The sequence below is a fragment of the Rubrivirga sp. SAORIC476 genome (assembly GCF_002283555.1).
Classification (GTDB): domain Bacteria; phylum Bacteroidota; class Rhodothermia; order Rhodothermales; family Rubricoccaceae; genus Rubrivirga.
Map to the genome: position 1 here is coordinate 62,678 of NZ_MVOI01000012.1, position 22,150 is coordinate 84,827.

At 72.5% G+C, this 22,150-nt stretch carries 20 protein-coding genes; 2 read left to right on the top strand and 18 right to left on the bottom strand.

Going from position 1 to position 22,150, the window contains the following annotated elements:
• Position 1: 1 nt before the first annotated feature.
• Positions 2-769: a phosphatase PAP2 family protein gene (locus B1759_RS17385; RefSeq protein WP_143537464.1), complete on the bottom strand. Its 768-nt coding sequence runs from the start codon at positions 767-769 to the stop codon at positions 2-4.
• Positions 766-1,377, bottom strand: a complete 612-nt coding sequence (locus B1759_RS19480) for a hypothetical protein (RefSeq protein ID WP_143537465.1) — start codon at positions 1,375-1,377, stop codon at positions 766-768. The genes B1759_RS17385 and B1759_RS19480 overlap by 4 nt, the downstream gene beginning before the upstream one ends.
• Before the next feature lie 44 nt (positions 1,378-1,421).
• Here B1759_RS19480 and B1759_RS17390 point away from each other — a divergent pair, with 44 nt between their 5' ends.
• Positions 1,422-1,844 (top strand): CoA-binding protein, encoded by a 423-nt coding sequence (locus B1759_RS17390; protein ID WP_095516355.1) that lies wholly within the window; start codon positions 1,422-1,424, stop codon positions 1,842-1,844.
• A gap of 139 nt (positions 1,845-1,983) precedes the next feature.
• Entirely contained in the window at positions 1,984-3,720 is a 1,737-nt protein-coding gene (locus tag B1759_RS17395; RefSeq protein ID WP_095516356.1) for a sulfatase-like hydrolase/transferase, read from the top strand.
• A 7-nt stretch (positions 3,721-3,727) separates the two neighbouring features.
• Here B1759_RS17395 and B1759_RS17400 read toward each other — a convergent pair whose 3' ends face one another.
• The 16 genes from B1759_RS17400 to B1759_RS17475 all read right to left on the bottom strand — a co-directional run bounded on the left by B1759_RS17400 (position 3,728) and on the right by B1759_RS17475 (position 22,131).
• Positions 3,728-4,399: an HD domain-containing protein gene (locus B1759_RS17400; protein WP_095516357.1), complete on the bottom strand. Its 672-nt coding sequence runs from the start codon at positions 4,397-4,399 to the stop codon at positions 3,728-3,730.
• Positions 4,396-6,102: a bacillithiol biosynthesis cysteine-adding enzyme BshC gene (gene bshC / locus B1759_RS17405; protein WP_095516358.1), complete on the bottom strand. Its 1,707-nt coding sequence runs from the start codon at positions 6,100-6,102 to the stop codon at positions 4,396-4,398. The genes B1759_RS17400 and bshC overlap by 4 nt, the downstream gene beginning before the upstream one ends.
• Positions 6,103-6,105: 3 nt before the next feature.
• Positions 6,106-6,693, bottom strand: coding sequence for a bifunctional nuclease family protein (locus B1759_RS17410; protein ID WP_095516359.1), 588 nt, complete (start codon positions 6,691-6,693; stop codon positions 6,106-6,108).
• 94 nt (positions 6,694-6,787) lie between these two features.
• Complete coding sequence (tyrS, locus tag B1759_RS17415) at positions 6,788-8,050, bottom strand: tyrosine--tRNA ligase (protein ID WP_095516360.1); 1,263 nt, start codon at positions 8,048-8,050, stop codon at positions 6,788-6,790.
• A 129-nt stretch (positions 8,051-8,179) separates the two neighbouring features.
• Complete coding sequence (locus B1759_RS17420) at positions 8,180-9,274, bottom strand: histidinol-phosphate transaminase (RefSeq protein WP_095516361.1); 1,095 nt, start codon at positions 9,272-9,274, stop codon at positions 8,180-8,182.
• Between the two features lie 70 nt (positions 9,275-9,344).
• Positions 9,345-10,628 carry a histidinol dehydrogenase gene (gene hisD / locus B1759_RS17425; RefSeq protein WP_369811383.1) on the bottom strand — a complete coding sequence of 428 codons (1,284 nt, stop codon included), beginning with the start codon at positions 10,626-10,628 and terminating at the stop codon, positions 9,345-9,347.
• 127 nt (positions 10,629-10,755) lie between these two features.
• Positions 10,756-12,420 (bottom strand): serine protease, encoded by a 1,665-nt coding sequence (locus tag B1759_RS17430; RefSeq protein WP_095516363.1) that lies wholly within the window; start codon positions 12,418-12,420, stop codon positions 10,756-10,758.
• A gap of 43 nt (positions 12,421-12,463) precedes the next feature.
• Positions 12,464-13,297 carry a purine-nucleoside phosphorylase gene (locus B1759_RS17435; protein WP_095516364.1) on the bottom strand — a complete coding sequence of 278 codons (834 nt, stop codon included), beginning with the start codon at positions 13,295-13,297 and terminating at the stop codon, positions 12,464-12,466.
• A 99-nt stretch (positions 13,298-13,396) separates the two neighbouring features.
• A complete protein-coding gene (locus tag B1759_RS17440; protein ID WP_143537466.1) occupies positions 13,397-13,786 on the bottom strand; it encodes a hypothetical protein in 390 nt (129 codons plus the stop codon).
• Positions 13,783-14,499, bottom strand: a complete 717-nt coding sequence (locus B1759_RS17445) for a regulatory protein RecX (protein ID WP_095516366.1) — start codon at positions 14,497-14,499, stop codon at positions 13,783-13,785. The genes B1759_RS17440 and B1759_RS17445 overlap by 4 nt, the downstream gene beginning before the upstream one ends.
• Before the next feature lie 88 nt (positions 14,500-14,587).
• Positions 14,588-17,116, bottom strand: a complete 2,529-nt coding sequence (locus tag B1759_RS17450; protein WP_095516367.1) for a TonB-dependent receptor — start codon at positions 17,114-17,116, stop codon at positions 14,588-14,590.
• 67 nt (positions 17,117-17,183) lie between these two features.
• The gene (locus tag B1759_RS17455) at positions 17,184-18,317 is read right to left on the bottom strand and encodes a FecR family protein (RefSeq protein WP_095516368.1); all 1,134 of its coding nucleotides are present in this window, start codon (positions 18,315-18,317) and stop codon (positions 17,184-17,186) included.
• A gap of 11 nt (positions 18,318-18,328) precedes the next feature.
• On the bottom strand, positions 18,329-18,892 hold the full coding sequence (locus tag B1759_RS17460; protein WP_095516369.1) for an RNA polymerase sigma factor: 564 nt from the start codon (positions 18,890-18,892) through the stop codon (positions 18,329-18,331).
• 313 nt (positions 18,893-19,205) lie between these two features.
• Positions 19,206-20,015 carry an outer membrane protein assembly factor BamD gene (locus B1759_RS17465; protein ID WP_095516370.1) on the bottom strand — a complete coding sequence of 270 codons (810 nt, stop codon included), beginning with the start codon at positions 20,013-20,015 and terminating at the stop codon, positions 19,206-19,208.
• A gap of 242 nt (positions 20,016-20,257) precedes the next feature.
• A complete protein-coding gene (locus B1759_RS17470; protein WP_095516371.1) occupies positions 20,258-21,661 on the bottom strand; it encodes an ABC transporter substrate-binding protein in 1,404 nt (467 codons plus the stop codon).
• A 101-nt stretch (positions 21,662-21,762) separates the two neighbouring features.
• The gene (locus B1759_RS17475) at positions 21,763-22,131 is read right to left on the bottom strand and encodes a CrcB family protein (protein ID WP_095516372.1); all 369 of its coding nucleotides are present in this window, start codon (positions 22,129-22,131) and stop codon (positions 21,763-21,765) included.
• Positions 22,132-22,150: the final 19 nt, after the last annotated feature.

Genomic DNA, 22,150 nt, shown 5'->3' on the forward strand with positions numbered 1-22,150 from the left:
GCTACGCGGCCGAGCCGTGTGGCTGCGGATCTGCGTCATCCGGCCGGTTCCGCTCCTCGCGCACCTCCGACCGGCTCCGATACCGGGTCTCGACGACGTCGATCACGAGCAGGCAGGCGCCGAGCCACGTCGCGCCCGCCAGCCATCCGCCCAGCACGTCGGACAGGTAGTGGACGTTGAGGTAGACCCGGGACAGGCCGACGGAGAGAATCATCAGCGGCCCGATCACCACGGCCATCGCGCGAGCCCACGTCCGCTCGGTGAGGCGGAAGACGAGGTAGACCATCATGCCATAGAACACGGTCGAGGCGAACGCGTGGCCGCTGGGGAAGCTGAAGCCGGTCGCCTGGATGATCTGGTCGGCGGGCCGGTCGCGAGCGAACAGCGCCTTCAGTCCGAGCACGACCAGCCCGCCCAGCCCCGACGCCGCAACCACCCGCAGCGCCGCCCAGTACCGACGCGCGAGCACCAGCGCCAGCGCAACCCCCACCACGAAGCCGATCAGCGTCGCGTTGTTGCCGAACCACGTCACGGCGAGCCCGAGGCGGGGCGACGCGCCGAACGTGTCGTACACGACCTCGTGCGCCATCGCGTCGAAGCGCGCGAGGTCGTCCGCCTCGGTGACCGCGTCGACGACCGACACGAAGCCTGCCAGGGCTGCGATCACGACCAGGAAGGCGACCGTGAAGCCGAGGCCGTACGGCACGCCGCGCGCGATCCGGCGGCGGAGGAACGGGACGATCGGGTGCGGGGGCCGGAGGTCGCTCAAAACAGCAGCACCAGCGCCGCGACGAGCCCGCCCGCGATGACGAGCCCGTTGAGGGCGACCGCCCCCAGCAACGCGAGGGCGAACGGCAGGCTCGCCAGCCGCACGAACCGGAGCGCGCCGACCGCCTTCATCCATCCGCCCTTCGTCAGCAGCGCCAGGCCGCGGGCGGCCCAGAGCGAGCGCACGAGGCGCCCAATGCGGCTCCCCTTGATCCGCCCGGCCGACGCGTCGGCGCGACCGGTCGCCGCCAACGCGGCCTGCTTGACCTGGCCGGGCAGGCTGGCGAGGTCGGCGAGGGTCCAGCCCGCGAGCGCGGTCGCCGCGGCGGGCAGCGCCAGGATCGCGCCGATCAGCGCGAGCGCGCCCGGCGTCAGAGGGGCCACCGCGTCGGCCAGCGCGGCGACGATCACGCCGACCGAGACGAGGCTGACGGCGGCCAGCCGGTACGCGAACCGCACGAGCGCGTCGATGCCGGGCAGCAGGCGCCCCAGCCGGGACAGCGCGCCGGACGAGTCCTCAGGGACGGCAGGGGCGAGGAGTCCCTCCTCGGCCTCGGTGGCAGGGGCGGGCGAGGAAGCGGAGACGGGACGGACCGAGGTGGAATCCACGAGGCGAGTGGTGGGGTTGATGGGACTTCAACGCCACGATGCCCATGCCGAGTTCGCCCGACCTCACCGCCGCCCTCCGCGACGCCCGCACCATTGCTGTGGTCGGGTGCTCGCCGCGCGGCTTCCAGACCAGCCACCGCATCGCGCGCTACATCCAGAAGGTCGGCTACCGCATGATCCCCATCAACCCGAACCACGACGAGATCCTGGGCGAGACGGCGTACCCCTCCCTGGACGCCGTCCCGGACGACGTGGTGATCGACATCGTGGATGTCTTCCGCCGCCCGGAGTTCGTGGCCGACGTGGTGCGCGACGCCATGGAGCGTGCGGGGCGAACCGGCCGCCTGCCGCTCATCTGGACCCAGATCGGCGTCCACTCCGACGAGGCCCGCGACCTCGCCGAGGCGGGCGGGCTACCCTACGTCGCCGACCGCTGCCTGATGGTGGACCACGCCGCGCTGGTCTGACCTCGCGACCGGCAGGGCATCCGGAATGGATCGTGGGTACTCAGACCCTCGTCCTGAATGAGCGGAAAGGGCACGCAGGCGTCCCTCTCGCCCGGAATACAGGGCGCTAAGTTAGCCCAAACTCATCCAGGCCGACTCGATGCCCGACCGCCGTCAGTTCCTCACGTCTCTTGGAGGCGCCGCTATCGGCTCCGCACTCGCGTTCCGCCCAGCGCCGTCGGGCTCTGGGAAGCCGCGCACGGACCCGCCGAACGTGTTCTTCCTGTCGATCGACGACATCAACGACTGGATCGGGGTGTACGGGGGCCACCCGCAGGCGTACACCCCCAACCTCGACGCGCTTGCGCAGCGGTCGACGATGTTCACGAAGGCGTACTGCTCGGTCCCGCTGTGCCACCCGTCCCGGATCGCGACGATGACGGGCATCCGGCCGCACAATTCGGGGGTCTACGTGGCCCAGGTCGGGTGGCAGGAGCAGATCCCTGGCGCGGTGCACCTCGCCGACCACTTCCGGCAGCACGGCTACGAGACGCTGGCCGGGGGCAAGGTGTACCACCACACCGACCGGTTCGGCCCGCCGGGAGAGACGTGGCTCTGGGACCAGCAGCTGTTCCCGCCCCGCCTGGAGCACAACCCCAACATCGACGGCTCGCTCAACGGCATCCCGGCGGTCCGCGGCTTCGACTGGGGCACGCCCCAGGTGCCGATCGAAGAGTACGGGGACGAGAAAGTCGTTGCGTGGTGCCTGGATCGGCTCAACGAGCCCCGCACCAAGCCGTTCTTCTTTGCGGCCGGCATCTTCAAGCCTCACCTGCCGTGGTACGCCCCCCAGGAGTTCTTCGACCGCTTCCCGGTCGAGGACGTCATCCTGCCCACGATCATCGAGGACGACCTGGTCGACGTGCCCCGCATCGGGCGCAACTTCGTCGACCGGTACACGCGGACGGAGCACATCGCCGAGCACGGGATCTGGGACGACGCCGTGGCCGCCTACCTCGCCACGATCTCCTACGCCGACGATCTGGTCGGCCGCCTGCTCGCGGGGCTGGCGGCGAGCCCCTATGCCGACAACACCATCGTGGTCGTGTGGAGCGACCACGGGTTCCACCTCGGTGAGAAGCTGCACTGGGAAAAGAACGCGCTCTGGGAGGAGGCGACCCGGATCCCCCTGTTCATCCAGGTCCCGCCCTCGTTGGGCGGCAGCGGAATCGCGCCCGGTCGGGGCCAGGCGTCCGGGCGGACGGTCGAACTGGTGGACCTCTTCCCCACCCTGACCGATCTCTGCGGGCTCCCGACGCCAGAGCAGTGCGACGGCCGCTCGCTCGCGCCGCTCCTGGCCAACCCCGAGGCGGAGTGGGACCGCCCGGCGGTGTCGACCTGGATGTACAAGAACCACTCGCTCCGGACCGAGCGCTACCGCTTCATTCAGTACCGCGACGGGACCGAGGAGCTCTACGACCACGAGGTGGACCCGCTGGAGTGGACCAACGTGGCGGGCGACCCGGCCTACGCAGCCGTCCGTGACGCGCTCGTGGCGCGGCTCCCCCAGACCAACCGGCCCGTCGACATCGACCCGGACCTGGACCCCGAGACCGGCGAGAACCTGAGCCTGAAGAGCTACCCCAACCCGTCCGCAGGTCCTGTCAACATCGAGTTCGTACTCCGCGAGCCGACCGAGGTCTCGGTGACCATCTTCTCGATGCTCGGCCGCGAGGTCCGCCAGCTCGCCGACGGCCGCTCCTTCGCCCCCGGCGTCCGCTCGATCCCCTGGGACGGCACCGACGACACAGGCGCCCGCCTGCCAGGGGGGATGTACCTCTGCGTCGTCCGGACGCTCGAGACCCACGAGACCCGGCGCATCGTTCTGCTGCCCTAGGCCCGCCTTAGCCCAGCCCGGCCTGGGCGACGAATCGGTCCACCTCGGCCTGAAGGCGGTCGCGGAGCGCACCCAGCCGGGGGTCGTCCCGCGACCCGCTCTCGGCCAGCACGGCCTCGAAGAACCAGCGCTGGTCGGCCGCGCCTGCCGACAGGCCTCGGCGGCCCGGGGCGGACGTGAAGATGTCGATCCCGCACGCCAGGCTCGACGCCATCGAGTAGGCGTTGTGGAGCTTGTCGGCCAGCGACACCGCGACGGCCTCGGTGGGGCCGGCGGCGAGGGACGCCAGGTAGGCCTCCTTGCGAACGCGCCACGGCAACCACCCCCCGTCCGCGTCCACCTTCGGCTCGCTGACGGCCTCGACGATGCGGACGACAGACTCTCCGACCATCGCCTGGAGGGTCTCCCGATCGAGCGTCTCGCCCCGGCCGTTGGGGTCTTCCAGCGCGTCGTGGAGGAATGCGGCGGCGACCGCCTCATCGTTCCACCCGGTCCGTTGCACGGTCATGGCGACGGCGGTGACGTGGGCCATGGCCGGCACGCGAGCAGGCCGCCCGTCGGCGTCGAGGACGCAGGGGTCGGTCCATCGGCCTTTTCGGTAGGTGCCATCGTGCCACTCAGCGGCGATCTCGATGGCGCGTTCGACCAGCGGGGAGAACGGGGCGATGGGGTCGGTCACGTGTGGACGACGTGGTGGAGAGTGGCGTCCAGCGGCACGGCATCCGCCAGTTCCGTCAGGGCGTGGGCGCCGTGTCGGGCGACCACCCCGAGCGGACCGAGCGAGCGCTCCTGAAGCGCGCCCTCCGGCCAGAGCGCCGCCTGCGCCCGCGCGAGCCGCGCCCGCACGTCGTCGTGGTGCCGCTTCTCGACGCGGACTGTCTTGGTCGCCAGCGAGGCCAGCGCTTTCTCGACCTTCCGCCGCGCTGCAGCGACGGCGGAGGTCATCGACCCATCGACCTCTTCCACAACAGGTTCGAGCGCGTCCACGGCGGCGAGCGCCGCGGAGGTGGCTGCTGCGAATGTCGCGTCGAGGTCGAGGTCCGTGGCGTCGAGGGCGAGGCGACGCCAGAGGGCGTGCAGTCGCTGCTGGGCGTCGACGGCGCCCGCGCCGAGGTCAGGCACGGAGAGGCCATAGCGGTCCAGTACTTTCGCGACACCGGGCTCGACGAGCGTCAGGCTCAGCCGAGGCTCGATCACCGGCATCGGCACCCCGAAGGCCTCGTAGACCGGACCGAGTTGCGCGAAGTAGGCCGCCTCGCCGGGCCCCGCGACGTAGGCGGCCGTCGGCAGCAGCGTGTCCTGCAGGAGCGGCCGGAGGACCACGTTCGGGCTGATCGAGGCCGGGTCGGCGTCGATGCGGGCGAGCAGGTCCTCGGCCGAGAGTTCCTCCTCCAGTCCGCGCCGGACGAAGCCGCCTCCCTCGACCGGGTCGAGAGGCGTCCGCGCATCGTCGCTCATCACAAAGAGGTTGACGGGCGTCGGGGTGACCTGGATGTGGAAGCCTGCCGCAGCGAGGGCCTCCGAGCGTTCGGCGAGGCGGGCGAGGGTGTCAGGCCACGCCGTCGCCTCGCGGACGAAGAGCGGCGCCGCGAGTCGTTTGAGGCGGGCGTCGTCGGCCGACATCAGGACGATGTCGGGGACGAGGGCGCGGAAGAGGGCGGCAAACGCGTCCCGCATCGTCCGGCCGGGGACGTACGCGTCCTGCGCGAGGCGGAGTGCCTCCTCCCGTTGCGGGCCAGCAGGAAGCGCGTCGGCCAACTGGCGGATCGCAGCGTCCGTGGCGGCCTCCTCCAACACCATTCGGCCGACGGGACCACGGTCGGCTTCCGGTGGTCGGCCGTCGTCGTAGGCGACATGGCGTACCGCCTCTCCCACCGCGAATGTGGCCCGCTGGATCTCCGCGAAGTCGTGGTCCTCGTCGGCCAGCCAGAACACCGGGACGGCGGGGCGGCCGGTCTCCTCCGTCAGCCGAGCGGCGAGGCGGACCGCGCTGCGCGCCTTCCAGATCGTGTAGAGCGGCCCCGCGAACAGCCCCAGCTGCTGTCCCGTGACGACCGCCACGGCGTCGGGCTGGCGGAGGGTCTCCACGAGATCCAGCACCGCGTCGGTGGCTCCCCAGGCGCGGTTCTGCTCCGCGAGCACGTCGGCGACAGCGTCGCGAGCGCCGCGGGCCGTCGCCGCCTCGGCAGCGACGCGGGCCGCCTCGGCGCGGTGGGCCGGGTCGTGCGGGGACCAGCGGTAGAACGCGAGCGCGGCCGGGTCACCCGACAGCGTGGCCCGGTGCAGCGCCGACGCCCCGAGGGCCTCCGGCGGGAGCGACGTGATGCGGGACGGGACGAGGGCGGGAGGCGTCTCCCCCACCGCTCCGGGCGCATCCGCCATCACTCAGTTCCCCTCCCGCATCCGCGCGATCTCGTCGCGGAGCCGGGCGGCAGCCTCGTAGTCCTCCTCGGCGATGGCCTTCTCGAGTTGGCTCTCCATCCGGTCGAGGCGGGACATGGCCGACGACGCGGCGGCCTCGAACGGCTCCGCCTCGGCGTCCGACTCGACCGGCTCGCCCTCGTCGTCGGCCGGGATGCCGGCCTCGTCGAGCACGCCCGAGGCGACGAACAGGTCGGCGTCGGTGCGGACGGCCAGCGCCACGGCGTCCGACGGCCGGGCGTCCAGCGTCGCCTCCTCGCCGTCGTAGACGTAGCGGATCTTGGCGAAGAAGGTGCCTTCCCGGAGGTCGTCGATGACCACGTCGGTCACGTCCGCGCCGAGGGTCTCGAAGAGCGACCGCAGCAGATCGTGCGTCATGGGCCGCGGCGGCTGGATCTTCTCCAGCTCCAGCGCGATGGCCTGCGCCTCGAAGGCGCCGATGATGATCGGGAGGCGGCGGTTGCCGCCGATCTCGCCGAGCACGAGCGCGTAGGCTCCCCCGGACGAGGGGCTCGTGGAGAGCCCGATGATGTCGACCTGGATGTAGTCCATGGAGGGGAAGTGACGGTCCGAGTGGGGCGTGAAAGGTACAGTCAGCGGGAAACGTTCCGGCCGACTCCTGAGCATCGGCGGGAGCGGGAGCGGATCAGATGAGGCGGACGAGAGCGACCGACTTCTTTCCCTTCCGCAACACCATCACGGCGCCATCCACCGCGTCGGCGCGGGTCACGGTGCGATCGATGTCCTCGACGCGGTCGTCGCCCACGCGGACCCCGCCGCCCTGGATGGTGCGCCGGGCCTCGCCCTTGGACGCCGTCAGTCCGGCCTCCACCAGTAGGTCGATCACCGCGACGCCGTCGCCGTCGAAGCGGTCGGCCGGAAGCTCGATGGAGGGCGCCTCCTCGAAGACCTCCGCGAGGGCCTTGGCGTCGAGGGCATCAAGGTCGCCGCCGAAGAGCGCGCGCCCGGCCCGCTCGGCCGCCTCGGTGGCCTCCTCGCCGTGGACGAGCGTCGTCACGGCGCGGGCCAGCGCGCGCTGGGCGCCGCGCCGTCCGGGGTTGGCCTCCATCTCGGCCTCCAGCGCCTCGATCTCGTCGCGCTCCAGCCAGGTGAAGTACTTCAGGTAGCTGATCACGTCCCGGTCGTCGGCGTTGAACCAGAACTGGTAGAACCGGTAGGGCGACGTGCGCTCGGCGTCGAGCCAGATCGTGCCCGCCTCCGTCTTCCCGAACTTGGTGCCGGACGCGTTGGTCACGAGCGGCATCACGAAGCCATGCGCCTTCCCCCCTGCCGCGCGGCGGATGAGTTCGGTGCCCGCCGTGATGTTGCCCCACTGGTCGCTGCCGCCCAGCTGGATGGTCGCGCCCTGCTCCTCGTACAGTTTCAGGAAGTCGTACGCCTGGAGCAGCATGTAGCTGAACTCGGTGAACGACAGCCCGCTCTCGACGCGGCTCTTGACGGACTCCTTGGCCGTCATGTAGCCGATGGTGAAGTGCTTGCCCACGTCGCGGAGGAAGTCGGTCAGCGGGATGGTCGTCAGCCAGTCGGCGTTGTTGGCCATCTGCGCGGCGTGCTCTCCCTCGAAGTCGAGGAAGCGCTCCAGCTGCTTGCGGATGCCGGCCACGTTGGCGTCGACCTGCTCACGGGTCTGGAGCGTCCGCTCGTCCTTCTTGCCGGACGGATCCCCGATCAGGCCGGTCCCCCCGCCGACGAGCGCGACGGGCGTGTGGCCGTGCCGCTGGAGCCGCGCGAGCCCCATCACCGGCACCAGCGAGCCGACGTGGAGGCTGTCGGCCGTCGGGTCGAAGCCGCAATACGCGATGCGCGATCCTTCGGCGAGGTGGTCGTCGAGGTCGGGCGTCTGGTCGTAGAGGACGCCGCGCCACTTCAGGTCGTCGAGGAGAGTCATGGGAGGATGGGTGAGAGGACTCGGGTGAAGGGCCGGATGCCTCCAGCACGCCTGCGCGTGCGTCTTCGGGGATCGGAGGGTACCGCGGTCGGGCCGGGGCGGACCGCTCACCGGACCACCCTTCACCCTTTACTCTTCACGCAGCACGTGGGACAGAGCCTCCCGGATGGCCTGGTTCTCCGAGGGCGCGCCGATGGAGATGCGGAGCCAGCCGGGTTGCCCGTCCTGGCCTGCGAGCGCCGGGTAGCCGGTCACGTCGCGGACGAGCACCCCGCGTTCGGCGAGGCGGGCCTGGAGGTCCTTCGGGTCGAGCGGCGAGCGCAACAGGAAGAAGTTGGCGGCGCCGGGGAGCACCTCGACGCCGGGCAGCGTCTCGCAGAACGCCTCCATCGCCTCGCGCTCGGCCATCAACTCCGCCACGCGCTGGTCGACGAGGTCGCGGCGGTCGAGGATCGCCAGCCCGATCTCCTCGCCCAGTCGGCCGACGAGAAACGGCAAGCGCGACTTTTCGATCTCCTGGATCAGGTCGGGGTGCCCCATCAGCACGCCGAGGCGGACGCCCGCGAGGCCGAACGCCTTCGAGAACGTCCGCATCACGAGGACGTTGTCGTGCGCCTTGAGCAGGTCGGTCGCCGTCGGGCCGTCGAGGAACTCGTGGTATGCCTCGTCGATCACGAGCACGCCGGGGACGCCCTCGGCGAGGCGTTCGAGGTCGGCGTGCGCGATCGTCTGGCCGGTCGGGTTGTTGGGCGTCGTGACGATGGTGAGCGGGGCGCCGGAGCGGCGGGCGGCGCTCAGGATCTCGTCGGCGTCGTGCGTGAGGTCCTTCTTGGCGGGCACGTCCACCACGTCCGCGCCGTGCATCCGGGCGACGCTGGCGTAGAGCGCGAACATCGGACTCGGCAGGACGACGGGGGTCTCGGCGCCGAGGAAGCACAGCCCGAGCGTGTGCGACAGTTCATTCGACCCGCGGCCGACGATGACGGACCCGGCAGGGAGGCCTTCGCGCGCTTCGATGGCAGCGACGAGCCGGTGCGGACGGTCGTCGGGGTACCGGTTCCAGGGCGTCTCGGCGAACGCGTCGAGGGCAGCACGCTTGATCTCCGCGGGGAGGTCGTACGGGCTCTCGTTCTGGTCCACCTTCGCGTCGGCCGCCAGCGTGGTGGGCACGCGGTAGGCGCGCTCGGCGCGGATCTCGGGACGGACGAGGTGGATGGGGGGCATCAGGGTGATGGGGAAAGGGGGATGAGTGAAGGGCAGAAGGAAGGGCGCGCCGGATGGGCCCTACGGCTTCTCACCCTCCACGCCTCACTCGTACCGCGAGCGCGTGGGCGTCCAGCCCTTCGGCCTCGGCGAAGCGGGCGATGGCCTCGCCGGACTGGCCGAGGCGGGCAGCGGAGTAGCGAATCACCGACTGGCGGCGAAGGAACACCCCCACGCCCAGCGCGGACGCGAAGCGCGCCGTCCCGCCAGTCGGGAGGACGTGGTTCGGACCGGCGAAGTAGTCGCCGACCGGCTCAGGGGTCTGGTGGCCGAGGAAGACGGCGCCCGCGTGACGGATCTGCGCCCAGAGCGGGTCGGCGACGTCCGAGAGGATGACGAGGTGCTCAGGGGCCAACTCGTCGACGCAGGCGAGGGCGTCCTCCATTGTGTCGGTGACGATGGCCGCGCCATAGGCAGGGAGCGAGGCGCGGAGCACGTCGGCGCGGGGCAGCGTCGCGACGAGGCGGTCGACCTCGGCCTGGACCGCCTCGGCGAGGGCGCGATCGGGGGTGACGAGGACGGCGCTCGCGCGCTCGTCGTGCTCGGCCTGGGCGAGGAGGTCGGCCGCGGCGAACGTCGGATCGGCCGACGCGTCGGCCAGCACCACCACCTCGCTCGGCCCGGCGACGGAGTCGATGCCCACCTGCCCGACGACCAGCTTTTTGGCGGTCGCGACGTAGGCGTTGCCCGGGCCGACCACCACGTCCACGCGCGGGACGGACTCGGTGCCGAACGCGAGCGCTCCGATGGCCTGGGCGCCGCCGACGGCGTAGACGTTCTCCATCCCGAGCAACCGGGCCGTCGCCAGGATCAGCGGGTGCGGGAGGCCGTCGGGACCGGGGGGCGAGCAGACGTGGATCTCATCCACACCTGCCACCAGCGCGGGGACAGCGTTCATGATGACGCTCGACGGCAGTGGCGCCGTCCCGGCGGGGACGTACAGTCCGGCGCGCTCGACGGGCGAGATCCGCTGGCCGTACGTCACGTCGTCCCCGTCGTCGTGCGACCACGACGCAGGCATCTCGGCCTGGTGGAAGCGGCGCACGTTGGCGGCAGCCTGCTCCAGCGTGCGCCGCAGGTCCGGGTCGAGCGCCTCCAGCGCCGTGTCGAGACGGGCAGCGGGGACCTTCAGCGCGTCGGGGCGGACGCCGTCGAACCGCTCGGTCAGGTCCAGCAGCGCGGCGTCTCCCCGCTGGCGGACGTCATCCAGGATGGTGCGGACAGAGGTCTCGATCGCGTCGTCGAACACGGCGCGGCGGTCGAGCACGGCACCGAGGCGGGCGTGGCGCTCGGCGTACGGGACGAGGGGCAGCAGCGGCATGCGGCAACCTACCCCGCCCCCCCGACCGCGATCCGCGGTTCACTTCTCATTCTTGGGCGTGAGGCGAAGCCGTACGCCTCGGCACCGAGGCGGACCGAGTCACCCGCGCGCTCCCTATCCGCTACCGCAGGGCCAGCCGGGGGAGCACCTCCAGCGCAGGCGGACGCAACGCCTCTGATTCGACGGGCAGCCGGAGTGCGTCGGCCCACTGGGGGCGGGCGGCGAGCCGGACCGTCAGGGCACGCGCCTCGTCGATGCGACCCTGCGCCAGACGGACGATCCCGAGCAGGTAGAGCGCCGGGGCGAAGCGGGCGTCGTGGTCGAGGACCGTCGACAGCGCGTCCTCGGCGTCTGCGTAGCGGCCCATGCCGATGAGCGCCTGTGCCTGCCCGAAGGCGGCGAGGCGGCGGTACGGACCCGAGGACGCTGTTTCGGCGAACAGGTCGGCCGCGGCCCCGAGGTCGCCCCGGCTCATCAGGTGGTGGGCCAGCGAGTACCCCGCCGGGACGTAGCCCGCCCGGCGCGATGCGTCGAGGGCGCCCGCCGCGAGCCGGTCCTCCCCCACTTCCTCCAGCATCATCCCGGCCGTGTACTGCAGCACCGCGTCGTCCGGGGCCTGGTCGAGCGCCTCCCGGAGCAACGCTACGTGCGGACGCTGGTCCCACCCCGACCGCCGCAGCGGAAGCTGGATGGCTCCCACCGCCGCGTGGGCCCGCGCGGCCGGGTGCGTCCGCGCCGCCTCCGCCAGGGCCCGGGACAGGCGGACCGGCCGCTCGGCGGCTTGGTACTGGCGCACCGCGGGAATCGGGTTCGAGGCCAGCGAGATCGGCTCGCCGAGGAGGTCCTGCACGCCGCCCGTCTGGCGCCCCGACACCACGACGCCGAGCACGCGGCCGAATTCGTCCAGGAGCGGCCCACCGCTGTCGCCCGGCTGCACGGCGTTGGCCGCCATCCGCACGCGCTGGTCGTCGAGGACGAGGTCCGAGAACCGGACCGCGACCGTCCGCTGCCGAACGCGGGCTGGCCAGCCTGTCGTGAACGCAACCCGTCCCTCGGCCTCCTCAGGCGCGATCACCAGCGGACGAAGTCCCTCGCGACGGAGCACGTCCGCGGGCAGGTGAAGCACGGCCACGTCGCGGGCGGGGTCCAGCGCCCACGCCTGCCCCAGCGTGATCTCGCGTCCGCTCGGCAGTTGCACCCGCACCCTCCGCGCGCCCACCACCACGTGGTAGGCCGTCACGAGAGCGTCGTCGCCGACCACGAACGCCGAGCCGATGCTCTCGAACGTGAGCCCGCCCACCTCGACCTCGGCCGTGATCGCGACCACCGACCGCTCGGCCCCGTCGATGGGCGTCGACTCCGCGTAGGTCTGAATGGGGTGGGGCCGGGTGCCGAAGGACCACGTCCGTCCGCCCAGCGGGACCTCCAGGTAGAGCCGCGGCACCGCCTCCACCTCCGCGCCGACCACGCGCACGATCACCCGGCGCTGCATCTCCACCACGTCCCCGGTGGTCTTGGCCATCGGCTCGCCCTCTCGGACGAGGGCGAATTCATCCCCGAGTTGCGCGCCGACATCCCACAGGCGGAACGCCGTCTCCAGCGCACCGCGGGCTCGCTCGCTGGTCGGGACGGCCAGCACTTCCAGGTTGATCTGGAGCAGCCCGCCGACCTCGACCGCCTCTCGGTCGACTCCGCTGAAGAGGTGGACCTGGAGCGGATCGCTCGACGCCGCGGCCAGCGGGGCGACGAGGAGAAGCGCGAGAACGGCAGCGGCGAAGCGAGGCATAGGACCCGAGGCATGTCTCCCGGAGGAGCCCGGATCCACCCGCTCAGAGGCGAGTCTCGGCGACGATGCCGCGGACCCAGGTAGCGAGTCGGTCCCGGACGTTTCGTCCCACTTCCAGCACGTCGGCGTGGTCGAGGGGCGTGTCCTGCAGGCCGGCCGCGGGGTTGGTGATGGTCGAGATCCCGAGGACGGGCAGGCCGAGGGCGGCGGCTTGCAGGGCTTCGGGCACAGTACTCATGCCGACGGCGTCAGCCCCGGCACGGGCGAAAAAGCGGATTTCAGCGGGGGTTTCGTAGGAGGGACCGGAGGTCCACACATACACCCCCTCACGGTACGGAATTTTCTGTGTTATCGCAATGTTACGGGCCTGCAGCCGCCACGTTTCGTCGTACGGGTCGGACATGTCGGGGAACCGAACTTCCCCCTCCCCGACCGCCCCGACGAGCGGGTTCAGGAACGACAGGTTGATGTGGTCGGTGATCAGCATCAGCGTGCCCGGCCCGAACGCCGGGTTGATGCCGCCCGCCGCGTTGGTCAGCACGATGCCCTGCACGCCCAGCGCGTGAGCCAGGCGGACCGGGAAGCCGACCGACCGCAGCGGGTGCCCCTCGTAGGCGTGGACGCGCCCCTGAATCACCATCACCGGCCTCCCCTCCAGTGTTCCGAAGACGAGCCGCCCCGCATGGCCCTCGACCGTCGACGCCGGGTAGTGAGGCACGTCGGCAGTCGACATCACGACGGCGTCTTCGATGTCATCGGCGAGGGCGCCGAGACCGGAGCCGAGCACGAGCGCGAGGTCCGGCTGGAGGTCGGTCTGCGCGCGAATGGCGGCGACCGCCTCGGCGGTCTGCTGGGCGTCGAGAGCGGGGTCGGTCATGGGAGTTCGGAGTTCGGAGTTCGGAGTTCGGAGAAGATCAGCAACCCGGCGGGGCCGCCGGGTGAGTTCAGACGGAACATTCCCGGCGCCAGGCCTGCATCAGCGGGTCTTGCGCGCTGTCCACACGACCCAGGCGACGACGGCGACGGCGGCGAGTTGTCGGACCGGCACGAACACGACGGCCAGTACAGGAGCAGTCGGCCGAGCACCGGAGCGGAGCGCAGCGACGTAGAGAGCGAGGCCCAGCCCGAGGGTCAGCAGGGCTCCCAGGAGCGCGGCCCAGGTCGCGAGCCGGTGGTCGCGAGCCAGGCGCAGCGTCCACAGGAGGCCCAGCGCTGGGAGCGCCGCCGCCATCGCCCCGTCGGCCACCATCCCGCCGTCGATGGCCGCCCCGACCCGCACCGCAGCCACGGCCGGAAACGCCGCGCCGACGGCCAGCACCAGCCCGGCGGCCGCGACCACGCCGAGGCGGAGGGCGTGCGGCGTCACGACAGGCCCCACTCGTCCGACGCCTCCCCCGCTGCGGCCGCCTCGACGGCCGCCCGGGCCGTGTCGAAGCCGAACCCGCGGCGCACCAGGAAGTCGAGGGTCTTCTTCTGCCGCTTGCGCGGGTCCGCCTCCGACGCGAGCGAGCGCCACTTCTTGGCCGCCTGCGCGCGCGCCTCCTCGCCCAGGTCCTCCGCCTCGGTCAGTTCGTCGAGCGCCGCATCGATCACGGACCGCCCGACGCCCTTCCGCATCAAGTCCTGTCGCAGCCGGGCCGGGCCGTAGCCCCGCCCGTTGAATCGGTCGCGGACGAAGGCCTTCGCGTAGGCCTCGTCGTCCACCAGCCCGATGCGTTCCACGGCCGCGACGGTGTCCTCGACGACGGCCTCGGTGAAGCCTTTCCGGAGCAGGGACTGCCGGACCTCATCGGTGGTTCGGGCCCGCTGCGAGAGCCCGGCCAGCGCGGACGCCTTGGCGGCGAACACCTCCTGGCGCACCAGCAGGTCGCGCTGCTGCTGGGCCGTCAACACGACGCCCTTTCGCAGCCCGGCCTCGATCACGAGGTCCACCGCGAGGCCGAACGCGAAGGCATCGTCGATGTAGATGCTCGCCCGGTCGAGGTCCTTTTTTTGCTGGGCGACGCGCGTGATGGTCCCGTCGGCGAGATCGAGATCGGCGGGGTCGGGGCGCTCGCGGCGCTGGGAGTTGAAGGCCATCGGGTCGGCGAGATCGGCGGGCCCCCAGATTACGCGGTCCGCACGACGGCGGTGTGGCACTCTGGCACCCGTCCTCACCCTGGCCGCTCTACCACCGCGCCGAGAGGCTCAGGATGGGCCAGCCGGGTAGGCCGCGCGGGTCAGCGGCGAGCGGCAGGCCTGCATCCCCGACGCCTGCGGACGCCGACGGCGTCGAGGGCCGAGCCGTCGCCTGGGCCAGGGCCGTCCACCGGAGGCCCAGAAGGGTCGCATGGGCGCCGAGCGCACCGCTCGCGCGGACCTGCGGCACGTCGCGCCCGCCGTTCTCTCGGGGCAGCCCCGACTCCACGTCGAGACGGAGGGCGGCCGTCCACGGGCCACGGTTGCGCTGGGCGAGGAGCCCAAGCGTGACCGGACGGTCGTACGTGGACGCCCGCCACGCCCCGCCGGTCTCGGGCCGGACCTCGGTCCGCGAGAGCGCGCCGCTGAAGCCGAGCGTCCACTCGCCGCGGTTCAGGCGAGCCGCCAGTTCCACGCCCGCCCCGCGGCCGTCGTGGGGCGGATGTGTGGCGAGGAGGTCGGCGGGGTCCACACCCGCCTCGCGGTCGGCTCCGAGGATCGGCTCCAGCAGGCCCGTCGACCGACGACCGTACAGGTCCAGGCTGAAGGCGAGCGGGTCCGACGGCGCCCACTCCGCGCCCGCTCCGAGTTGCCACGCGCGGGCGAGCGGGACCTGCCGGTCGGTGAGCAGCCACCGCGACGCCGCGAGTGCGTAGCGCCCCTCGGTGCGATCGCGGACACGCTGAACGGCCTGCGTCTGCCGGCTCACCCCGCCTCGAACGACCAGCCGGTCGGCGTCGGGAGACCACCGCGCGAAGAGACGCGGGCTGAGGTCGAGCCCCAGCACACGACCGTCGTCCACGCGGGCTTCGGCGCGGAGGCCCGGCTGGAGTTGCCAGCCCTCGCCCGGGCGCCATGTGTCCATCAGATACAAAGCCGCCTCGGCCACGCGCTGCTGTCCCGCCTCCTCTCGCATCCCATCGGCCAGCGTCCCGGTCACCTCGCGGTGCGCGACCTGCACCCCGGCGCGCACCTGATGGGCGAGCGACACGAACCGGTCGATATCCAGCGTGACCCCGTGTTCCACCAGGACCTGCTCCGTCTGCGCCAGCCCGCGCTGAAACGCGCGGTCCTCCGACGACGTGTGGCCAGTCCGGTACGCCAGCGCCGTCAGCAGGGTCGTTTGCCCCTGGAGCCCCTGGTACCGTGCCGACGCGGTGTGCGTCCGCCAGCCGTAGTCCAGCCGCCCCCGCTGGCCGGGCAGGTCGACGCGGACGCGGTCGGTCCCGAGGGTTGCGGACAGGTCGATGTGCGCCGTTGGCGCGACGGCTGCGCTCAGCTTGACCGTCGCGTCTCCGAACGCGACGCTCGGGTCCGCTCCCCCCCGCTGGAAGGGGCGCCCCCCGGTGGGATCGAGGACCCACGCGCCGCCTTCGGCCCGGAGGCCGGGCGCGAGGAGCGAACCGAGCACGGAGCGCCGCAGGCCGAGGTGTACGCCAACCCGGTCGCCCAGCGGCACGTCGGCCACGGCACGAGCGGCGACGGCGCCGAGGCCGAGCGTGCGGAGCGTGTCGCCCGCGAGTGCGCTCGTGGTCTCCACGTCGAGCACCGCCGCGAGGCCGCCGCCCAGCGGCGCGGGCAGCGAGCCCCGGTGGAAGCGGACCCTGGAGAGCGCCTCGGGCTGAAACGCCGAGAACAGCCCGAAGGCGTGCCAGGGCTCATACAGCGGCACCCCGTCGCGGATCGTCAACGTCTGGGCCGGGTCGGCGCCACGGACGACGAGCGCGCCCGACGCCCCGCCGGTCCGCGTCAGGCCGGGCAGCCACGAGAGCGTCGCCGCGAGGTCGGCCTCGCCCAGGGCGTAGGGGATGGCCGCCGCCTGCTGAGTCGTCTCACGAGGCGTCAGTTCCGTCATGCCCGGCGTCGGCCCCGGCGGGTCGGGACCGGCGACGACCGGCGTGTCGGGCGTCTCGATGACCTCCGCCTGCAGACGGATGGTCGGCGGCAGGCGCGGCGAGTCGGGGAAGACATCCAGTTCCAGCCGCACCGGCCGGTACCCGACGTGCGACACGCGGACGACGTAGCGCCCGGTCGGCAGGTCGGGCACGGCGAAGGCGCCGTCGTAGGTCACCACGTCGCCCAGGCCGATGTCGACCAGCCAGACGTGGGCGCCCATCAGCGGGACGTTGGTTTCGGCGTCCACCACGCGACCGTCGAGCGTGCCCGTGTAGGCCTCACGGGTCGTCTCGATGTCGGGCCGGAGGTTGAGCGGCTCCTTGATCAGGACGTACTGGCCCTCCCGGATGCGCTCGGCGCGGACGCCCGTTCCCCGGAGCAGGTACCGGAGCGCGCGGTCCGGGTCGTCGGAGGCGCGGTACCGGCCGCTCACGCGGACGTCCTCAACCAGGCGGAGCGCGAACACGAGTTCGAGGCCGGTCGCCTCGGCGAGTTCGTAGAGGGCCTCCGAGAGGGGCGCGCTCACCCAGACGAACTCGACCTCCGCCTGCGCCGCCGCCGGGCGTGCCGCGCCCAGGGCGAGCACGGCCAGCAGCAGGGCGATGGAGGGAGCGAGGCGCATCGGCGAAGGATAGAGACGCCCTCAACGGACGGCCCCCGCCCCTCCGCATCCGGGCCGGGTCAGGTCGCTACTCGACGATGCGGAACCCGGCGCCGTCCGCCTCGACGCGCGCCCCGAGGACGAGCGCCAGCTTGTCGAGCGCGTCCTCCAGGCCGTCGGCGCCGAACTCGCCGGAGACCGCCTCCCCCGCCAGGGCCGAGTCGACCGCCACGGACGTGTCGAAGGCGACGCCGAGGCGCCGAGCGATCTCGCCCGCGGTCAGCTCCTTGGAGAACACGGTGCCTGTCCAGGCGAGCGCAGCGAGATCGGCGGCCTCGGGCGCGGTCGGGGCGTCGAGCGCGAGCACGCGGCTCCGCTCGCCGGGCGCGAGGCGGACCGCCGCATCGGGCGTCGCGCGGGGCTGGAGGGTCACGACGCCGCTGACGAGCGTGACGTCGGTCTCCGCCTCGGTGGCCTCGACGGTGAACGTGGTCCCGAGCACCATCACCTCGGCATTGGGCGTCGTGACCTCGAACGGGTGGGCCTCGTCGCGAACGATGCGGAAGAGCGCCCGGCCGCCGAGCAGCCGGGCCGTGCGAGCGTCGTCCTCGGAGAGTTGGAGGCGAGCGCCCTCGGCGAGTTGGATCGTGGAGCCGTCGGCGAGGGTGACCGTCTGGTCCCCGGCCACGGTCTCCCAGCCCGCATCCCGCATCGCCATCCAGGTGAGGAGCGAGCCGAAGGCGACCACACTCAGCATCGCCGCCACGCGGACCACCCAGCGCGTCGGGCGGGCGGCGCGGAGCGCAGGCCGGTCGGCGGCCAGGCGCGAAGCGTGCGCGGGGCGCGCCGGGACGGCCTCGGGGGCGGACGGCATGGCGTCGGCCCAGGCGGCCTCGAAGGCGTCCCGGTCCGCACGGATGCGGCGGACGGCCGCCGCCAAGCCAGGGTGCGCGGCCAGCGCCGCGTCGATGGCCGGACGCGCAGCGTCGACCTGCGCCTGCTCGTCGTCGGTCAGGAGATCGTCGTCGGCGAGCGCGTAGAGCACCAGCAATGCCCGATCTGGAAGGTCACGCGCCAGCTCGGCGCGGACCCCCGCGCGCAGGCTCTGCCAGCGGGCGAACGCCTCGGCGAGGGCAGGCTGCTCACGCAGGGCCGTGTCGAGGGCGGCGCGCTCGTCCGGGGGGAGCGCGTCGAAGAAGGCGATGGCGTCGGAGTCACTCATGGTGGGAGGAGTCAGGCCGCAAGAGCGGCGAGGACGACGAGGACGAGGGTGGCGGCGGTACCGTCGGCGAGGAGGCCGCGGAGCTTCTCGAAGGCCCGCTTGACTTGCATCTTTACGGCCGCCTCCGTGGTGTCGAGCGTCTCGGCGATGTCGGAGTACGGGTAGCCGAGTTCGCGCATCTCCAGGATGGTCCGCGCGTGGTCGGTGAGGGCGGCGAGCGCCGCATCCAGGTCGAGCCGGAGCCCCACGTCCTCGGCGCCGACCGAGCCCGGCGTCGGGAGGTCGGGGTCGAAGAGCGCCTCGCGCGACGAGTAGCGCCCGCGGTAGAAGTCCTGGAGTTCGAACAGGGCGGCTTTCATGGCGAAGGCCTTGAACCGGTCGGTGCGCTGGAGGGCATCGAGGCCGCGGTGGACGCGGATGAGCGCGTTCTGCACGAGGTCGTCCACCTCGGGCGCGCCGCCGATGCGGCTGCGGAAGAAGGCTCGGATGGGGACCGTGACCGCCGCGAGCAATGCGTCGCGGGCGGCCGCGTCACCGGCCTGGGCACGGGAGACGGTGTCAGGGTCGAAGGGCATGGGCGAGGGGCTCCCCGAGGGGGCAGATCAAGAGCCGCCGCTCGGACCGGCGAGGTCACGCAGGGGGGCGGAGGCCGAAAGAAGAAACCCACCCACAGGATTCCGTGCTACCCGACGCAGCCCCTCCGCCCACACGCGGACTGCAGACCCCGGACGCCGATGGGGGTGTCCCCAGTGCGGCGTCCGTCCTGGTACTCAGGCTCGGCCAGAACCCTTGGGACTCCCCCACGCGCTGCTCCTGGCCAACGCCTCCCACGGGCGTCCCGAGGCGGCCGGGCGCGCCGGCCCGGTCCGCGACTCCGGTCTTCCGACCCTACTCCGCCGCCGTCTCCGCGCCGCCGCTCGCGCGCCAGCCTGCGTAGGCGCGGTCGTAGAGCACCTGCGCCGGGCCGAGGGTCGGGCTCTGCGGGAAGAGGGTCGTCAGCTGGTCGTACAGATCGAGCGCCGCCCGGTAGCGAGTCTGCTGGCGGTCCGGGATGCTGCCCGCCGCGTACGTCACCTGGGCGCGGACGGCGCCGAGGAGCGCGTCGTCGGCGTACTCGCTGGACGGGTACTCGTCGAGCACGTCACGAAAGGCGATCACGGCGGCCTCGTAGTACTCGCGGCGCTCGTACAGACGCCCGGCCTCGTACAGCTTGCGGGCCAGCTTCTCCCGGAGGGTTGCCGCCAGCGCCTCGGCGGCCGGCACGTTGGGGCTCGACGGGTACTGCTGGAGGTAGATCCGGATGTAGCTCAGCGCCTGCCGCGTGTCGGTCTGGTCGAGCTCGAAGCGCGGGCTCAGCTCCGCGTACGCCTGAATCCGCTCGAAGGCCGCCTGCTCGATGCGCGGGTCGGTCCGGTAGAACTCGATGAAGCGCGTGAACTCGCTGCCTGCGAGCAGGTGCTGACCGTCGGCGGCGTAGGCGCGCGCGAGCGCAAGCTGGGCGTCGTCGGCGAGTTCGGAGGTGCGGCCGAAGTCGAGAGCGGCGCGGAAGCGCTCGGCGGCGAGCCCGTGCTTGCCCTCGCTGACGGCCTCGACGCCGCTGTCATACGCCTCCTGGGCCGTTCCGAACGTCGTGGGGCCGGCACCACAGCCGGAGACAGCGACGACGACGAGGGCGAGGAGCCCGGAGCGGAAAGTCATGAACGGTCGGAGAGTGGCGAGGCGCGATGCGGGCACGAACGGGACCGAGGATGGCGTATTGCATCCCAATCTCGCGCCCCCTCCTCCCCCGGCGCCGACGAGAACCGGCGAAGACGGGGCTCGCAGCACGCGAGAACCGGTAAATGCGAACTGGCAGGCACGTCAGACTGCTCCACCGGTTGCCCGATGGCATCCGCCCCAAAGACCGCTCTGCCGGTGCCCACCGGCTGCGTTCCGCCCTCCTACTCCAACAGCACCGCCTGGCCGTCGCGGAAGCCGAGCACGTAGAGGGCCTCGTTGACCTGCCCGCCGCCGAAGCGGAAACGGTGGCCGATGCCGTCATACAGCGACGCGCTGCGGATGCCGTCGGCGAGGTCACCCTCGGCGGCGTCCATCGTCGAGAGGAGGAAGCGGGTAATGTCGTAGCCGATCAGGGCCAGCCGGTCCTGGCCGATACCGGAGAGCTCGCGGTAGCGACGGCCGAACGCGTCGGCGGCGCCCGGCGCGACGAAGAAGTCCTGCGTGAACACCGCGCCGAGGCGGCTCGCACGAGCGGTCGAGGTCGAGAGCCCCTCCCACTCGGTGTTGCCCAGCGGACGGGGCGCGCGGTTGAGCGCGTCGAGGGCACGGAGCGCGTCGGCGGCGTAGCGGGGCGCGTCGCGGCCCGTCACCGGCAGGTAGACCGCGTCGACGGCCTGCAACGCAGACGCGCCCGCCTCACGGTCGAGGTCCTCCCAGTCGGCGGCGCTGGCGAGCGCCGTCTGGAAGCCGACCGAGGCGCCGAGGCGGGCCGCCTCGGTGGCGAACGCCGCCGCCATGTCGGCCCCGAGGGTGCCGCGTTCCGACGCGACGCCGAGGCGGCTGGCCCCGAGGCGGCCGACCGCGTAGCGCGCCATCGCCCGGCCGCGCGCCGGGAAGGTCGGGTTGGCCTGGAACACGAAGCGGCGGCCCTGCCCGACCGCCTCGTCGGTGGCGAGCGGCGCGATCAGCACCACCCCGGCCGCCTCGGCGGCCTCCCCGGCAGGCGCGGCCTCGTCGCTGAACAGCGGCCCCACGACGGCGTCGGCGCCCTCGGCCACGACGCCCTCGACCGCTGCCCGCGCCCCGTCGCCCGTGCCCTGCGAGTCGCGGAAGATCATCCGCACCGGCCGCCCCTGCCCCGACGCGTTGCGCTCGTCGACGGCGATCCGGATGCCGTTGAAGAGGGCCTGCCCCAGGTAGCCGTCCGGTCCGGCGACCGGCAGCACGATGCCCAGGTCGAACGGCCGACCGCGCCCACTCGGACCGCCGTCGGTGGCGAGGCCGATTACCCGCCGCGCGTCCTCGGCGTAGCGGCTGTTCGGGTACTGGCTGACGAGGCGCGTCGCCGCAGCGATGGCACTCTCGAAGTCGCCGTCCGCGTAGGCGGCCTTAGCGGACATCAGCGTGGCCGCCGTCGTCCGCTCGTTGAAGCCGTACTCGTCGGCCGCGCGGTCGAAGAGGCGCTCGGCCTCGGCGTACTCCCCCTGGCGGAACGACGCGAGGCCGTTCTGGAAGGCGGCCTCCGCGGCCGGGATCATCTCCGCGGTCGCGGGCTGACCAGTCGCCGCGAGCGGGACGAGGCCGACGACGGCGAGGGCGAGAAACAGACGGAAGGAACGGACCACGGGACGGTGGGAGCGGACGAGAGAGAGTCGGCAAGATCCGACGGACGGGCGACACCGGCAAGGTCGCACTCTCCACGAGCGCGGCCCTCGCTCCGAATCCTTCAGCCGGCTGCGAGGCGGCGCCCGATCACGAGACCCAGCCCGACGAACAGGAGCCCGACGAGCACGCTCCCGGCTGCGTTGGCCACCGCCAGCCCTCGCCGCCCCGTCTCCCACAGCAGCACCGTATCGGCGCTGTAGGTCGAGAACGTCGTGAACGCACCCAGGAAGCCGACGACCCCGGCCAGTCGCGCGTCGTCGTGGCGGACCAGCGGCAGCACCAACCCGATCAGGAGGCAGCCGAGTGCGTTGGCGCCCCACGTCCCCCACGGAAGGCCCGGACCGCCCCACCGCAGCCCGGCTAGCGCGACGCCGTACCGCGCCACCGCACCGAGGGCACCGCCGAGGGCGACGAGGAGAATGGAGCGCATCGGGTCAGCAGTCAGCGAT

Coding starts and splice junctions, on each gene's coding strand:
- B1759_RS17465 (WP_095516370.1), bottom strand. CDS start 20,015: ATGACTTTCCGCTCCGGGCTCCTCGCCCTCGTCGTCGTCGCTGTCTCC.
- B1759_RS17430 (WP_095516363.1), bottom strand. CDS start 12,420: ATGCCTCGCTTCGCCGCTGCCGTTCTCGCGCTTCTCCTCGTCGCCCCG.
- B1759_RS17445 (WP_095516366.1), bottom strand. CDS start 14,499: ATGGCCTTCAACTCCCAGCGCCGCGAGCGCCCCGACCCCGCCGATCTC.
- B1759_RS17420 (WP_095516361.1), bottom strand. CDS start 9,274: ATGCCCCCCATCCACCTCGTCCGTCCCGAGATCCGCGCCGAGCGCGCC.
- tyrS (WP_095516360.1), bottom strand. CDS start 8,050: ATGACTCTCCTCGACGACCTGAAGTGGCGCGGCGTCCTCTACGACCAG.
- B1759_RS17395 (WP_095516356.1), top strand. CDS start 1,984: ATGCCCGACCGCCGTCAGTTCCTCACGTCTCTTGGAGGCGCCGCTATC.
- B1759_RS17410 (WP_095516359.1), bottom strand. CDS start 6,693: ATGGACTACATCCAGGTCGACATCATCGGGCTCTCCACGAGCCCCTCG.
- bshC (WP_095516358.1), bottom strand. CDS start 6,102: ATGGCGGATGCGCCCGGAGCGGTGGGGGAGACGCCTCCCGCCCTCGTC.
- B1759_RS17390 (WP_095516355.1), top strand. CDS start 1,422: ATGCCGAGTTCGCCCGACCTCACCGCCGCCCTCCGCGACGCCCGCACC.
- B1759_RS17435 (WP_095516364.1), bottom strand. CDS start 13,297: ATGACCGACCCCGCTCTCGACGCCCAGCAGACCGCCGAGGCGGTCGCC.
- B1759_RS17475 (WP_095516372.1), bottom strand. CDS start 22,131: ATGCGCTCCATTCTCCTCGTCGCCCTCGGCGGTGCCCTCGGTGCGGTG.
- B1759_RS17460 (WP_095516369.1), bottom strand. CDS start 18,892: ATGCCCTTCGACCCTGACACCGTCTCCCGTGCCCAGGCCGGTGACGCG.
- B1759_RS17455 (WP_095516368.1), bottom strand. CDS start 18,317: ATGAGTGACTCCGACGCCATCGCCTTCTTCGACGCGCTCCCCCCGGAC.
- B1759_RS17450 (WP_095516367.1), bottom strand. CDS start 17,116: ATGCGCCTCGCTCCCTCCATCGCCCTGCTGCTGGCCGTGCTCGCCCTG.